The organism is Rivularia sp. UHCC 0363 (assembly GCF_034931125.1).
Classification (GTDB): domain Bacteria; phylum Cyanobacteriota; class Cyanobacteriia; order Cyanobacteriales; family Nostocaceae; genus Rivularia.
The window spans coordinates 1-16,591 of record NZ_JAYGHM010000054.1 but is presented as its reverse complement, the minus strand read 5'-3'; the positions used below and the strand labels follow the sequence as shown (position 1 = coordinate 16,591).

The following is a 16,591-nucleotide window of genomic DNA, read 5'->3' as shown; positions in this document are numbered from 1 at the left end:
ATACTATAAACTTATCTTGTAGTACCCCACCCATTTCCAATCCCCAATTACTTCAATAATTCAAGATGGTGCGTTACGGCATTAACTAACATATTTGTTTCCTCGCAAGCATTTCATCGCCGTAACACACCCTACAATAAACATTAAATATTAGTCCACGAAGGTGGACTTTGCCTGTGTAGCCGCGTTCACCGGAGGTGTGCCGCAGGCATATTGAATCGCCAGGTATTATTTAACAAACTACGAATTAACAATAACCACCTTCCCCATAATCGAACCCGCTTCTAATAACTGATGAGCCTTGGCAACTTCTTCCAAACCAAAAGTCTGATTAACACAAATTTTCAACTTACCTTCATCCATCCACTTCGCACATTCTGCTAAAATCTCGCCATGATGTGCTTGTGCTTCTACCATTCCTTCTAACATCGGTGTTAACATTAACTCCAAACTAATCCTGAGATTGCGCTGTCTCGCTACTTTCCAATTAGTTTCCGCACTCGGTTGCAAAATCGTCACAATATCGCCGTAAATCCGTACTGCTGGAAATGTTTTCTCAAAAGTTGTTCCACCAACGGTATCGAATGCTAAATCTACACCACCATTTGTCCAATCTAAAACGGCTTTGACAAAATCATTCTCTTTATAATTAATCGTATAATCAGCCCCCAGATTCTTGACAAAATCAGCTTTCTCTTGAGAACTTATCGTAGTGCAAACATCGGCACCCTTGAGCTTCGCGAGTTGAATTGCGACGTGTCCGACACCACCAGCACCAGCATGAATTAATACTTTTTCCCCCGGTTGCAAACGTCCGCGTTCGTATAAAGCTTCCCATGCGGTAATTAATACTAAAGGTGCAGCCGCAGCTTCTACAAAAGACGCAGATTTTGGTTTCGCAGCCACGAAGCGCTCGTCTACAGTTGTGAACTCTGCGTAATTACCTTGGTGATCGCCTATTCCCCCGTTGCAAAAATATACTTCATCTCCGACGCGAAAACGTTTAACCGCAGTTCCCACCGCTTCCACCACACCTGCACCATCACATCCTAAAATTGCAGGCATTTTATCGGGATAGAAAGTACCGCGATCGCGAAGTTTTGTATCGATGGGGTTAACACCAGCAGCTTTTAAACGTACCAAAAGTTCTGTATTTTGAGGAGGAAGTGGGTTTGGGATTTCGCATAATTGCAATACTTCCGGGTTTCCAGGTGCTGTCATTAATACTGCTTTCATGGCTTTTCCTGCGATGCACGTTGAAGTTACTTTAGCGCAAAGGAGGTAGGATACGGCATTTATCAACTAGGAAAAGACTATTAAGAGGATTTAGAAATAATTTGATCGCGAGATGGTAGCAACAACACTATCAATTTTGTTTAATTACTTAGCAGTTTTCTGAGAAGAATAGGACTTACCCAACTGGCATATTCTGCTCGTAGGGTGCTGTGACACTATGTTTGATTTTTAACGCAATAATAAGGTTTTAGTGTCACGCACCAACCGGGGTTTTGTGACAATTGCGTAAGTCCTGAAGAAGTAAAAGCACTTCTAAATATTCCATAAGCTATTAAGAAACTCGGTTTTTTTCAAGAAGCCCGGTTTATTGTAACCCACATTCCGCACTTCATTGTGTAGTACAGGCACGAGTGTAATAAGTAGCAGAAATAGTTTAAATATAAAAGGAACATTGTCGCATCTTGCAATTCCTACCGAATGCTTGTCAAAAATATTATTTATTATGTTAGTTCTAAAATCTCTGATTCCCTATTGCATGGTCTTGTGTTTCTATAACTGATTTAAAAATTCAAATTAAACTATCTCACTGGCTTTTTATAGACGATAAAAAAGCTTGATTTTTGGTGTGTATAATTTATTTTTTGATGGTTACTTAATTTTTAAAAACTATAGTTTTTAATTGCCCGTTAATGTAATTCATTCATGCTACTTATTGAAGTACGGAATGTGGGTTTGTACTGCTCAAGTCTTCCTGGGTTGTAGAAGTTAGGAATGTTTTTTAAGTGGCTTCATGACGTTATCAGAAATTTGGGCTAAAATTCATTCTCTTTTGTCACAGATTTGGTATGTCGAGTGATATTACGTTTGAATAATAACACCGCTCCAAAAGCGGCTGATGTCAATAGACCCAATATAGGAGAAGGTTCGGGAACTTTTGTAACTGGTTTACCACCGCTAATATAATATTGTGATTTTTCCCAAACTGCTGTGCCTACTTTACGTCCTAATATCCTACCGTTGATATCTCCATCCTGGAAGTGAATACCACCGTAAAGTCGAGAAATTCCGGCTTGATCGGCAGCACTTGTAAAAGTATCCCAGCAAAGTTGAATTGTGTTGCTTGGTGTATTGGTTTCAAAGGTGGAGGTATTGGGTAATTGGGTATGACAAGCCCCTAATTCATCGCTTTTGGTAAATCGTTTAAGTATCTCTGCACTAGCAGCGCTAAAGGTGCTGTGTCCCGATACGTATTCGGCAAAAGGAGGGGTAACAAAGGTACTTTTTTGGTAGGGAAGCCAAGTTGTACCATCTATCCATTGAGAACCTTTATCGGGACCTGCCCAAGAATAAATTTCTTGTGTGTTGGTTTGGGGGTTAGTACGGACTAGGGGATGGTCGTTTGGGAATAAATGATTTGCTGCTAAGTATTGGATGGCTGTGACGGGACGGACGTAATCGTAATATTCTTTAGCATCCCAAGCTGCAATACCTGCATCGGATACTGCGTTACCCAAACTGAAGAAGAGTTTGACGTTATCATCTAGGCTTAAATTATCTCTGGTGGAGACATATTCGGCTATCAAATGCCAGTGACCTGGTGGTAGTATAGTTTGTGGTCCATCTGCCCAGTATTCTGCAATTACTTTTTGTTCGTCTGTAAGGGAAGCGCTGTATTCAATTACTTGCAGGGCTTGGTCTATATACGATTGAGTGCCGAATTGTGCGGGTGGTGGTGGTAGGTATTGATTCCCCGATTTTAAGGCAAAAGGGATAACGTCTCCCCATTGCGGTGTAAGAAATTTTTGAATGTTTTTGCCATTATCTATACTAAGTGGTTGCCAGCGATTGGGGTCGGTTATTTTATCCCAGGTGTTGACTGGTTGGTAATTGGTTGTGTCAGTGTAATTATTTAGTTGGTTGGAACCGTCTGTATATTTATTATCAAGTAATGTTTTGGCTGCTAAGTTACCTATTCCTGCTGCTGTGTTGGTGGTTGTAGTGGTGGAATCTATTCCCAGTTGCTGCATCAAGTGAGTGAATGCAGGCTCTTGGGTGGGGAATAAGTCTAATAAGGTGGTGTATGCAGCGTGACTGATTGCAGTACGTTTATTAAAAAGAGTTATTTCTTCGTTAGAAACTTGAAGAGTATCACCCAATTGAGTGCCGATTGCTACTGGGTCGTAGGCTGCCCAGGCATCGTAAATACTGGTATTAACTAAGCCCAAAGCACGGGATGTGGGAGTAGGACCCATGTTGGTGTTGCTGATGGCTTCTAATGTTGCTTGGTTCCACAGCAGTACTGGATCTTCCGTGTCTAAGGAAAAATCCATTGCTTGGGAAGGGAAGTTGAAGAGTATGCTGATTGTGGAGGATAGGAGTAGGGGGAGTTTGGTGTTTAAGATTTTTTGTTGAAGGGATGTTAGAGTTTTCATGATTAGGAATTTTTGTTTAGAACGGCAGCAGCTTTGCAGCAAATATCGTGATGTGGTTATTTGCACATCTGACAAATTATTAAACGTAGACTTTTGACCCTTAAAAAAAAATTGTACGCGGTTATAAGATAAGTAGAGTTACGCACCAACTAGCTCGTTGTAATTGTTGTCAGTTCAATTCAATATTTAAAGTCAGGCTGAATAGGATTTTGCTTTAGAATAAAACAGATAAATTGATTATTACGAGTATTTTTTTTACAATTAATGTTGTTTTTATTATTTAGAATAATAGCGAATATTTATGAAAATTGAATATTTAACAAATCAATTAACAATTAAGGAGATTACCTTGGGGTTTATCTTAGCAAAATAAATATTTAAGTACAGTGTTAGTAAACACAAATAGTGTTATTTATAGTATTTTGATGGAACTAAACAGTTTAACTTGCTGTGATTTTAAAATTTAGATTAAATTACTCGTCAACGTAATTACTGTTAACTTTATAGAATAATTAGCATAATTTTAATTAAGCTTGTTAAAGTTTTAAATAAACCGTCAATTGCTGGGAAAATATTTCCATTTGGTTGACGGTAAAATTTAATCATGAATAAGAAGTTAGAAACAGATGCTACTGTTCACAGTGTACAGAGGACATTGTTCACGTTCTTTAGGAGAAAACCACTGAATAATTCTATATAGTAAAGATGGTTATTTCCTCGAAGTTTTTAGTTTTATTAGTGAATTAATCAATGCTATCAATAACATTACTGGTATGGTGAACGTGGTTTCTATATCCACAGTTGAGTCATTTAATGGCTATTAAATATAACGGCTCTTTCTTTGGTAGAAGCTAATTAATGCAAATACAAAATCTTGTTTAGAAGATAGTTCCAGTTGAAAAAACAATCTTTATTTTATAAAAAAAGCGACATACGTTCTTGAAATTAATGGATGTCTTTATCCCGATCGTAAATTGCGTTTGCTTAATTTGTTTTCTCTTGACAAATAGCAGTAGAACAAGCTTGTTTCAGTTTCTGTGCTATGTTTATATACTTTTCTGCTTTATATTCTGCAATATTCAAAGCAGTTTCACCGCTATTTGTTATAGCATTTACATCAGCACCAGCTGCGATTAAAGCAGACACAATGTTGGAATAACCCATATATACTGCGCTGATTAGAGCGGTTTCACCACTATCATTTTTAATATTTACATCAGCACCATCTGCAACCAAAACACAAACAGTATCAATGTAATTACCTCTACATAGCGCCCATTGTAATGCTGTTAGACCATTATTATCTTTGGTATCTACATTAGCACCAGCAGCAAGTAAATTTTTGATTACCTCAACGTGACCCTCTTTAGCCGCACTCATTAGAGCTGTTTCACCATCGTTATCTTTCGCATTTACATCAGCACCAAAAGATATAAGTTTTTTAAGAATACCTAAATTACCTTTATATGCAGCATAGATGAGAGCCGTAGCTCCATTATCTTGTTTAGCATTTATCTCAACATTATGAGCTAACAATATATGTACTATTTCGTAATAACCTAATATTGTTGCCCAAATAAGTGGTGTATTACCATTTGTGTCTTTTATATTTATATCAATACCTTTTGATAAAGCTTTTGCTAAAAGATCGGGGCGATTATCCCATATGATATCCATCAATCTTTGATCCGCGCTTAAATTATCCATATCAGTAATTATTTTGCATTAGGTGTGTAGGAATATTGCGTACACATTTTTAATAGCTTATCGATATTTTGATTTGGGAAGTTGACTTCTTCGCTTTCTAAAAGGATGGCGAAGAAGTCAAAATGAATTGTTTGAACAAATTTCAATTGCCTTGTTGCGAAAGCAATATTAGAATTTTATTTAATTAGGGAATAGCAAGGTTAGGAGCAAGAGTTGGCCAAAGAGGCGGAAACAGTGAAGGGACTAAGCGAATACCTCGCCAGATTAAATAACCTGCACCTACAGTTCCTATACCAATTGCGACATTTTTGGCTAAATCATTATTCGGTAGAGGCTCCGGAACAGGTCTATTCGCCGTTTCATCAATGCACCTGGGTATTCGTGGTGGAGGATTATCATCATCATCATTATCACGGCACTCTTTTAAATAGCGGGCTAAATCATTTTTGATTCCCCTTTGAAGATTTTTTATTTTAGTGTAGTGACCTCCAGGTTTAGTTTCTCGTTCACCTCCCATAAATGAGTGACCACCTTTTGCATCTTCTTGAGGATTATATTTCCTTAATGTATCCAGAAGTTTTGTATGTTTTCTAAATATATCACCTCTAAGCTCGTTACACTGTGCTGGTGAAAGTTTTAGTCCAGAAGGATCACCCCAATTGATCGAACTATTAGCAACATACCTGTAAAAATTTGGATCACCCCCCATAAATCCAATCGGATCTTCACTCAAAAACCTTCCAGTAGAGGAATTGTAATACCGTGCGCGGTAGTAGTACAGTCCCGTTTCCTCATCAAACTCCCGTCCCGTGAACAGGTAACGGGTGTTAACAGCAGGATTCGTTTCAGTAACGATATTGCCAAAAGAATCGTAGGTGAAGTGATTAACAACAGTGCTGCTGTTATCAACCAAATCGCGAATTGTGCCCAAATGATCAGCTAGGTGCCATAAAACTGTACTATCTGCTTCTTCTTGCGCTATTATTTGGTCAACCAAAGGACCATGTAAATAGCGTTTATCGAGAACAGGCGGATTTGTACCATTTACCCCATCTGCATCCACAAATTCAAGATGCACATCATCCTCGTTATAAACAAAGTGACTAATTTCAGCAGGAATATCATCCTGAGCATTACTTTCAATCGCCTTCGCAATCCGTCTATTGAAGGCATCGTAAGTATAATCAACTCGCTGTGTTTCATTTCCTGCTGAATCTTGGTCAATAATCGCAACCAGACGGTTCCGGTAATCCCACTCAAACAAGCGCACTGCACCCGTAGCAATTTCCGTGCGGCTAATTAGATTGCCTTCACTGTCATAAGTGTAGGTATAAGTTCCATCCGATAACAAGCGATTACCATCCCCAGTTTCATAGCTTTCGCCATGAATGCTGGAATTGACACGGTTACCATTGGCATCATAGGCGTAGGTTTCATCAGGGTTGGTAGCATTACTGCGGTCAGCCCCAGTCAGTTGACTGCGGCTATCGTAGGTATAGTCAGTGACCCCATCAATATCGGTAATTTTGTTAATGCGGCTGGCAGCATCATAGGTATAGTCGTAGAAGGCAACATCCGCTGTGCCATTATTGTGTCTGAGGCTACTCAATCGGTTGAGTGCATCATAGCTGTAGTTTGTACCCGTGACTAACTGCGTACCATCCAAGTCGGAATAGCGGTTAATGGTCTTAAATTGACCGATCGCATTGTAGCCAAAGTCTACTCGTTTATCGCTGACACCATTACCAGATTGAGTAAGTTCTGTCAAGCGATTGAGCGCATCGTAGCTGTAGGAATTAGTACCACTAGCAACACCATTGATGGTATCTGCCACCGAAAGAATATTACCCACTCCGTCATAGGTGTAGTTAAGGAGTACATTGGGTGCATTTGGAGTACCTGCATTATCTACAGTGAGAACGCGATCGCGATTATCGTAGGTGTAAGCAAGGGAACTAAATGTATCGGTGACCGAAGTTAGATTACTTGCTTTGTCGTAGTTGTAATTAATTACTTGCTCATTACCTACCCAATTTTCAGTAATCAAGCGGTCAATGTCATCATACTCAAACTCAGTCACGCGACTATTGCGGTCAGTTTGGGAAACCAAGTTATCAACCGCGTCATACCTAAAGGTCATGGTATTACCCAAGGGGTCGGTTTCGCTAATCAAGCGATCGCGAGCGTCGTAGGTAAAGGTGGTTTCGTTTTCAACTGGGTCGATGACTGAGGTGAGATTGTTGTCAAAATCGTAACTAAATTTGGTACTACCTTCATCTGGATCGATAGTTTCAATTAACCGATTGCGTTGGTCGTAGATATTCTTAGTTTCATTACCCAAGGGGTCTATAATTGATGTCAGATTGCCCAAGGAGTCGTAACCGTAGCTGGTTGTATTCTCAAGAGCATCAACATTTTGAGTCAGACGTTCTAGAACATCATACTGGTTTTGAGTAAGGTTACCCAGAGCATCGGTTGTGGTTAATAAGTTTCCTGCTTGGTCGTAAGTAAAGGTACTAACAGGTGCAGTTAATGGTCCATCACCATCTGGGTCTGCCTCAATAATTTTACTTATACGGTTGAGAGCATCGTATTCAAACTCGGTACGATTACCATTTTCATCAATAACTGCCGTTTGATTACCCTCTGTATCATACTCGAACTGTTGTGTCGCTTCATCCGCAGTATCTTTAGCAAAGGTAATTAAGGACAGTAAACCAAGGTCGTTGTAATCGAAATCGGTGATTCTATCGAGGGGGTCAGTAATGATGTCCAGCAGTCCTTGGTCTGTGTAAGTAAACTGGGTAACAATATCATCATCACCACCCACTTCACCAATTACCTGGATAGTAGAGAGTAGATTACCGTTGTTGGAATCAATTTCAAACAACGTTTGTCGTCCCAGTTCATCAGTGGTGCTAGTAAGCTGGTTGAAAATTGGGTCGTAGGTAAAGCGACGCTCACCAATACCTACAGCAGCCAAATTCAAAGCTGTGGTTGTCCTTTCTGGGGTCACCACTTGGAAACTGTAGTCTATTGTACCGTCGGTGATTTCCCCATCTAAAACTAGATGATAAGTACCATCAGTAGGTAAAGTTGCTTCAAAGTCGCTACCAAATCTGCTGTCAACTAACTGATTTCCTGGTCCGTAAAGTTGCCAGCGTTGATTAAATGTTCCTAAGTTATCAAAGTAAAGTACCTGCTCGGCTGTTCCTTCAAACTTGTAAATATCGCTTTCTTTTCCTGGGTTGAGGCTACCACTGATAACTGTATCTAAGGTAAGGGTAGGAACATCTGCTGTATCTAACAAGCGGAAACTGTAGTCACCAGTATCGCTCAACCCACCATCGAGAACTAAGCGATAAGTTCCGGTTTCAGTCAGAGTGAAAGGTTCTCGGTCATCATCTGAGAAGATATTAAAGACGCTAACTCCACTAGGACTGAACAACTGGACATCAACATTGAAGTCTGTACCAAGAGCATCAAAGTATAATTTTTGTCCAATTTCCCCAGTAAAGGTAAATTCATCTACTTCTCCTGGCTCAGAAATGCTACCCGTAACGGTTTCTCCCAGAGTTAGTGCAGTGGTTGTGGTTGATGGTGTAACTAGCTGGAAGCTGAAGTCAACCGTACCATCACTGGTTTCACCATCCAACACCAGCACATAAGTTCCATCTGTTGGCAGCGTAACTTTAAAGTTACGACCAAAACTATCACTGCCAATTAACTGATTTCCTGGTCCGTAAAGTTGCCAACCTTGATTGAAATCAAGATTATCGAAGAACAGTACTTGCTCAGCAGTTCCTTCAAATTTGTACAATTGACTTGACAATCCAGGGTCAAGAGTACCACTGGTGACTGTATCTAGGGTGAGTGTAGTCGCTTCTGTGATATCTAACAGCCGGAAGCTGTAATCCCCGGATTCACCAAAGTCACCGTTGAGAACTAAACGGTAAGTTCCGGCTTCGGTGAGAGTAAACGGTTGTCGGTCATTATTGGAATTGTTGAAGAAGATGCTGTTACTACTGGGGCTAAACAACTGAGCATTTACGCTAGCATTAATACCAAGAGCGTCAAAGTAGAGTCTTTCTCCGATTGCGCCAGTGAAGGTAAATTCATCCGCTTCCCCAACTTCAGTAACGTTACCTGTGACAGTTTCTCCCAAAGTTAACGCTGTAGTTGTACTCTCAGGTGTTGTTACCTGGAAGCTATAGTCAACCGTACCATTGGTAGTGTTGCCATCAATTAGTAGAACGTAGGTACCATCATTCGGCAACGTTACCTCGAAATCACTGCTCAAATTTCTACTTGTGATGAACTGATTTTGAGGTCCGTAAAGCGACCAAGTACCGTTGCCTGTTGCTAAACTATCGAAGAATAATTTCTGGTTTGCCGTGCCTGTAAACTGATACAGTTCAGTTTCAATTCCGGGATCAAGAGTACCATTAGTTACTGTATCTAACGCCAGTGCTGTAGCATTTGCCAGGTCTACCAGTCGGAAACTGAAGTCAGCAGCAGCACCAGTATTATTTTCAACAATTAGGTAGTAAGTTCCTGGTTCCGATAAAGTAAACGGTTCTTGGTCTCTTTCGGAGTTGATATTAAAGACCGAGCTACTATTAGGACTAACTAACCGAATACTTACATTCTGGAATTCCGGAACCAAGCTATCTAAGTACAATTTCTGACCCGGTGTGCCATTAAAACGGTAGATATCCGTCTTGAAGGCTGAAAGGGTTTCGGTAGTGGTAGTTCCTAAAACTAAATCAGTAGCAGAGCTTTCGAGGTCAAGGATACGGAAATTATAGTCACCTGTAGCTGAAGCAGAATCGCCCTTCGCAGTTACCGTGTAAGTTCCAGAACGAGTCAGAATCACAGGTCCCCGGTCAAAGGAAGCATCCCTGGAGAATACTCGCGTACCATCTGGGTCAATAATTTCTACACTAATTGGGTCATTATCACCATCTTGGCTATCGAAGTAAATTGGTAGTCCTGCTGGTGCAGTGAAGGTGAAGGTATCTTCCTCCCCTGCGGCAATTTCTCCACTCAGTAAGGTTCCCAAACCCGTGACTTCTACAGTTGCATCGCTAATATCGGTGACTTGGAAACTGTAGTTAATTGTACCGCCTGAAGCATTGCCGTCTAATACCAATAGGTAAGTACCATCTCGCAGCAACGTATTGTCAAAATCGGAGTTAATATTGCGGCTGACAATAAATTCATTTCCTGGTCCGTAGAGATACCATGAAGCTCCCGATGGGTTGAGGAGTTGCTCGAAATTCAAGCGTTGACCTGCTGTTCCTTCAAATTGGTAGATGTCAGTTTCAATTCCGGGGTCAAGACTACCTGTAATGGTTGTACCCACAGTCAAAGTAGAAGCTGCTGCTGCATCTAATAATCGGAAGCTGTAATTACCAGTATCCCCAAAACCACTATCTACTACTAAGCGATAAGTTCCCGCTTCTGTTAGTGTCAAAGGTCCTCGGTCATCATCCGAGAAAATACTGAAGATACTGACACCACTGGGACTGAATAACTGAGCATCAATATCGGTGTCAAAACCAAGAGCATCAAAGTAAATTCGTTGTCCGGGTGTCGCAGCAAAAGTAAACTCATCTACTTCTCCTGGCTCAGAAATGTTACCCGTGACAGTTTCCCCTAAAGTCAGTTCCGTTATGGTTGTCTCAGGGTTTAATACTTGGAAACTGTAGCTAATAGTACCACTAGTGATATTACCTTGTAGTGCTAGGACATAAGTACCATCTGTTGGCAACGTGACTTCAAAATTACTACCCAAAGAGCGGTCAATTAGGGATTGGTCTCCAACTCCATAAAGAACCCAGCGACCACCAGCAGGAGCAGACAACTGTTCAAAGAAGAGTTTTTCACCTGCGGTTCCTTCAAATTTGTACAATTCAGTTTCTAGCCCAGGATCAAGATTACCAGTAACCGTTGTATCTAGAGTCAAACTAGGAATTGTTTCAACATCTAACAAGCGGAAGTTATAATTTCCAGTGTCTCCAAAATCACCATTAAGTAAAAGACGGTAAGTACCTACTTCGGTAAGAGTAAAAGTACCCCGGTCATTATTGGAGTTGGTGAAGAAAATCCGATTACCATTGGGAGTGATTAATTCAGCATTAACATTCGGATCTGTGCCGATAGCATCAAAATAGATTCGTTTACCAACACCTTCAAAGGTATACTCATCTACTTCTCCTGGCTCAGAAATAGTACCCGTGACAGTTTCTCCTAACGTCAGCGCAGCAGTAGTTGTTTGAGGTGTGACAACTTGGAAATTGTAATTTACTGTACCGTTAGTAGTATTACCCTGAATAACCAGCAGATAAGTACCATCTGCGGTTAGTGTTTCTTCAAAGTCACTATTTAAGCTCTGATTTTCGATCAACTGATTACCAGATCCGTAAAGAAGCCATCTGCCAGTAACTGTTCCCAGACTATTAAAGAATAGCTTTTGGTCAGCCGTTCCTTCAAACTGGTAGATATTACTAGAATTTCCTGGGTCAAGACTACCAGTAACAGGTGTATCTAAAGTTAATATGGGAGCTTCTACCGCATCAAATAACCGGAAGCTATAATCTCCAGTTTCCCCAAAATCACCATTAACGATGAGACGATAAGTTCCTACTTCGGTGAGTGCAAATACTCCTCGGTCATCATCGGAGTTGATTGAGAAAATCCGATTACCATTGGGGCTGACTAATTCAACATTAACATTCGCATCCGTGCCGATAGCGTCAAAATAGATTCGCTTACCTACCCCCTCAAAGGTGTACTCATCTACTTCCCCTAGTTCGGAAATACTGCCCGTGACGGTTTCTCCTAATGTCAGTGCAGTATTGGTTGTTTGAGGCGTTACAACTTGGAAATTATAATCTACTGTACCGCTAGTACTACTACCCTCAACAACCAGTAGATGAGTACCATCTGTGGTTAGCGTTTGTTCAAAGTCACTATTTAAGCTCCGGCTTCCGATCAACTGATTACCAGGTCCGTAAAGCAACCATCTACCACTAGCTGCTCCCAAACTATCAAAGAATAACTTTTGGTCGGCAGTTCCTTCAAACTGGTAGATGTCAGTTTCAATACCAGGGTCAAGAGTTCCCGTAATTGCCGTATCCAAAGTTAGACTAATAGCATTTGCTGTATCTAAAAGACGGAAACTGTAATCAGCAGCAGCTTCACCATCATTTTCTACAATCAGATAATAAGTACCTGCTTCAGAAAGAGTTAAAACATCCGAGTTTCTATCCGAGTTGATATTGAAGATATTGTTACCACTTGGATTAACTAACCTGATATCAACATCTTGGAATTGGTTAACCAAACTATCAAAGTATAGTTTCTGACCTGCTGTACCAGTAAAGCGATAAATATCTACCTCAAATCCAGCTATATTTTCCGCAGTTGTTGTTCCTAGCGACAGTTCCGTGGCATCTGTTTGAAGATTAACTAACTTAAAGTTATAGTCCCCAGTAGCAGAATTAAAATCGCCTCTTACTGTTCCGGTATAAGTACCAGAACGATTGAGAGTAACGATTCCTCGGTCAAAGGAAGCATCGTTGAAGAATAAGCGCGTACCAGTTGGGTCAACAATATCCACGCTAACGGGGTCATTATCACCATCTTGGCTGTCAAAGTAAATTGGTAATCCTGCTGGTGCAGTGAAAGTGAAAGTATCTTCCTCACCTTCAGCAATTTCTCCTGTGATTAAACTACCTAAACCACTAACTTCAACTGGATCGTCGCTACTATCAGTAAGTCGGAAGCTGTAATCAACCGTTCCACCATTAGTATTACCGTCAACTACTAGGACATAAGTACCATCAGTTGATAATGTGGTTTCAAAGTCAATACCAAGGGTTAAGTTACTTAGCTGCTGGTTGCCAGGTCCGTAAAGTATCCAGCTATTGCCGAAGAGTCCCCCGTCGTTAATACTGTCAAATAGTACTCGTTGTCCTGCTGTTCCTTCAAACTGGTAAATATCAGTTTCAACACCTGGGTCAAGCCTTTCTGTAACAATTGTGCCTGGAGTTAAAATGGTAGCATTTGCTGCATCTAATAACTGGAAGTTATAGTCGCCAGTTTGTCCCACACCCCCATCGATAACTAAGCGGTAAGTACCCGTTTCGGTTAGAATAGAAAGTTGACTATCCCTATTTGCCGTGAGGTTGAAGATACTTTCACCACTAGGACTTAATAGTTGGGCATTAAGATTAACAGAATTATTAGAATCATCTATGAGGTTATCGTAATAAAGCTGTTGTCCTGCTATTCCTTCAAAGGTAAATTCGTCAACTTCTCCTGGCTCAGAAATGGAACCGCTAACTACATTACCATTGCTGGCAATACCATCCTCAATAGTCAAGACATTACCTTTGTCATCATAATTGAATAAGGTAATGTTGCCTCTGGCATCAGTACTACGAATAATTAAATTATCTTCATTACGCTGAACCGTAGGTAATGCCCCTACTTCATCAGTGGAAGAAACAATTTGTCCCGCTTGGTCTAAAGTGTTAACTATTGTATTACCATTTCCATCTACGTAAGTAGATTCTACAGCCCCTAATTGAAAGGCTACTGGAGCATTAAGTGGGTCAATGGTTCTATTAGATGCGTATAGTCCTTGCACCTGTACGGGGTCAAAATCAAGCTCGGAACCATCTTTACGAATTGCTCGATCCGCTCTTCCAGCAAAATCATAGAAAGTTTCTTCCCGATTACCCCGCTTATCAATTTCAGCAACCATGTGTCGGTCAGCATCATACTCCCAGGTGCGCTGCGAACCATCGGGGTCAGTAATCCGAGTTAAGTTTCCTGCACTGTCATACTCCAACTGAGTAACTCTTTCGGAGGGGTCAGTAATACTTGTGACTTTGCCGTTGGTATAGGCAAATGTAGTTTCCAATCCTACAGGGTCAACAAACCTGGTGATATTACCATCTTCATTGTAGAAAAATTGACTTTCATTCTCATTGCGATCGCGCATTAACTCAAGCTTATTTTGCGCGTTGAAGATGTAGACAGTTTGGTCTGTCAAAGTACGACGGAAAGTACCATCTTCCAAACGTTCCAGGGTAGAGAAGTCCGCAGCAGGTGACTCATAAGCATCGCCAGGATTTGATGGTGGTTCAAATAGTAATTCACTACCGTCTCCATCAACTAGGATTACGGAACCATCAGGATTTTCAATCAATTCCTGCAAACCTGCTAATCCCCAGCCATGACCAAAGGGACTGTCAATCGTATTGATATGTAACAGTTGCCCATTACTAGTAGATGTTGTACCGCTAAACAAATCATTGTTGAACTGCACCAGTCCAGTAGTTAGTTCGTAGTTGTAGCGACCGGATGACAAAGAACGTAAATCTACCTGTAGTGCTGCATCAATAGCTCCACCATCGTCAGGAAGCGACCAGAAATGTTCACCACCGTTTAGTCCGAATTCTCCGCCAGCAAAACCTGGAACTTGTAACTCAAAGTCACCCCGATTCACCGTAAGTTCGGCAATTAATCGTCGGTTCGGGTTAGCTTGAGCATTCGCATAACCAAAATTCACGATTGGTCTGGGGTCAGCCCGCAATGAATCATAACTTAGGCTCAAACCCCGATTTACTCCCAAAGACTGATAAGATACTAAATTGTGATTTTCCAGAACAGCACCGGAATGTAATTCTACTTCCGAAGTACCTGCTGCTGTTGCCTTACAATCATTACAGCCGTCATCTGGGTTGCGTGGATTTTCATCCGGATCTGTAGGAGCTTCTGGCGGTGGTGAGAAGAAATGCCAACTACTATTACGGATACCACCATCAATAGTTTCAATTACACTACCATCTGCACTTACCCGACCAGTACCAACATTGTCAAATTCACCTGTGACCGGATTAATTGACCATAAATCCATTTCCGTTCCCGGTGCGTAACCAGCCAAATTAGGCATGGATAGTGGAGCTGGTTGGTTAAAGACCATTTCTCCCGGCTGAATTGTTACAAGTGCATCGGGAAGCAAATTCGGCGGTAATGATGCAGGAGTCAATTCTCGTGGGACTTCCGTGATACTCAGTTGACCTGTAAATGCCTCACCTTCCTGATTTTCCAAGCTTCCTGCTGCCACAAACACACCTGCACCAGGAATAGCTTGTGTAGTTACCGTTGTATCCACATTTGGATCAATGGTAACGGCATTTGTCGTATCAATAGCAGGCAAAAAGATGGGACGGTCGATTACATTGTTAACCCCTGTAAATGGGTCACGTTCGAGCAATAAGGAGATTTTCTCCGCAATCGATGGATAAAGATCACCCCCAACTTCTTGACCCGGCTCTATCCTGATAAAATCATTCCCAGCCACATCTGCGGTTAATTCTAGGACAAAAGAACCATCAGCTTCAGTAGTAGTTGTTAAATCTCCTACGCTTATTACTACCCCAGCTAAAGGTTGTTCATCAGTATTTTGGATCACTCCAGAAAGGCGAGTAGTATTAATTGTATCGGCAACTACTTGGAGACTAAAGTTTTGTTTAGTTTCCGTATCCCCAATTCTTGCCACTACAGTGAAAGCATAAGTTCCTACTTCATCTGGTGTCGGATTAAATACCAATTTCCCATCACCTGCGAGCATTCCCGCAGGTAGTTCTTCATCACTTTCAATGGAGAAGGAAGCATTTTCACTGTTGGAAATAATCTCAGTTAAGTCTACCTCTAAACGTTCTCCTGGCATCACGCTCAAAGTTTCTAGGCTAACTGTATTTAATGTAACAGCTATTGAATTGGTGCTAACATTCCCTGCTAAGTCGGTAGAAGTGATAGTTAAAGTATTAGCACCATCGCTAATTCCGGTGAAATCCAATTCAATATCAAACTCACCATTTTCATCAACTGGAATTAGTACCTCATCACCAGTGTTAAAACGATAAGTTAAACTCGCAATTTCAGAACCAGTAGCATCCACAGTACCAGTGAGTTTTGCACCTTCTGTTAATTCCCCATCAACGCTTGGATTATTGACTGTTAAAGAAGGTGATTGAGTATCTAGAGTAAACGTAAATTCTAGAACTTCCGAAACATTACCAACTGCATCAGTAGCAATTAATTTGAGAGTATGTTCACCTTCACTTAAATCAACATCACCGTTAATTTCTCTTAGTTTGGCAGCATCAAAGGTAAAACTACCATCGGTTTGTAACTGT

General features: G+C 40.9%; 4 protein-coding genes. All 4 read right to left on the bottom strand.

The annotated features are described in order from the left end of the window. Positions 1-240: 240 nt before the first annotated feature. On the bottom strand, positions 241-1,236 hold the full coding sequence (locus VB797_RS25165) for a zinc-dependent alcohol dehydrogenase family protein (protein WP_323240492.1): 996 nt from the start codon (positions 1,234-1,236) through the stop codon (positions 241-243). A gap of 812 nt (positions 1,237-2,048) precedes the next feature. Then, positions 2,049-3,668, bottom strand: coding sequence for a DUF6851 domain-containing protein (locus tag VB797_RS25160; RefSeq protein ID WP_323240491.1), 1,620 nt, complete (start codon positions 3,666-3,668; stop codon positions 2,049-2,051). 984 nt (positions 3,669-4,652) lie between these two features. Beyond that, positions 4,653-5,375 carry an ankyrin repeat domain-containing protein gene (locus VB797_RS25155; protein WP_323240490.1) on the bottom strand — a complete coding sequence of 241 codons (723 nt, stop codon included), beginning with the start codon at positions 5,373-5,375 and terminating at the stop codon, positions 4,653-4,655. A 184-nt stretch (positions 5,376-5,559) separates the two neighbouring features. Beyond that, positions 5,560-16,591 (bottom strand): RHS repeat-associated core domain-containing protein (locus VB797_RS25150; protein ID WP_323240489.1); only part of this gene is annotated, 11,032 nt, incomplete at its 5' end.

What these genes read in the sequence shown, in the direction of transcription:
- VB797_RS25165 (WP_323240492.1), bottom strand. Translation starts at nt 1,236, where the DNA reads ATGAAAGCAGTATTAATGACAGCACCTGGAAACCCGGAAGTATTGCAA.
- VB797_RS25160 (WP_323240491.1), bottom strand. Translation starts at nt 3,668, where the DNA reads ATGAAAACTCTAACATCCCTTCAACAAAAAATCTTAAACACCAAACTC.
- VB797_RS25155 (WP_323240490.1), bottom strand. Translation starts at nt 5,375, where the DNA reads ATGGATAATTTAAGCGCGGATCAAAGATTGATGGATATCATATGGGAT.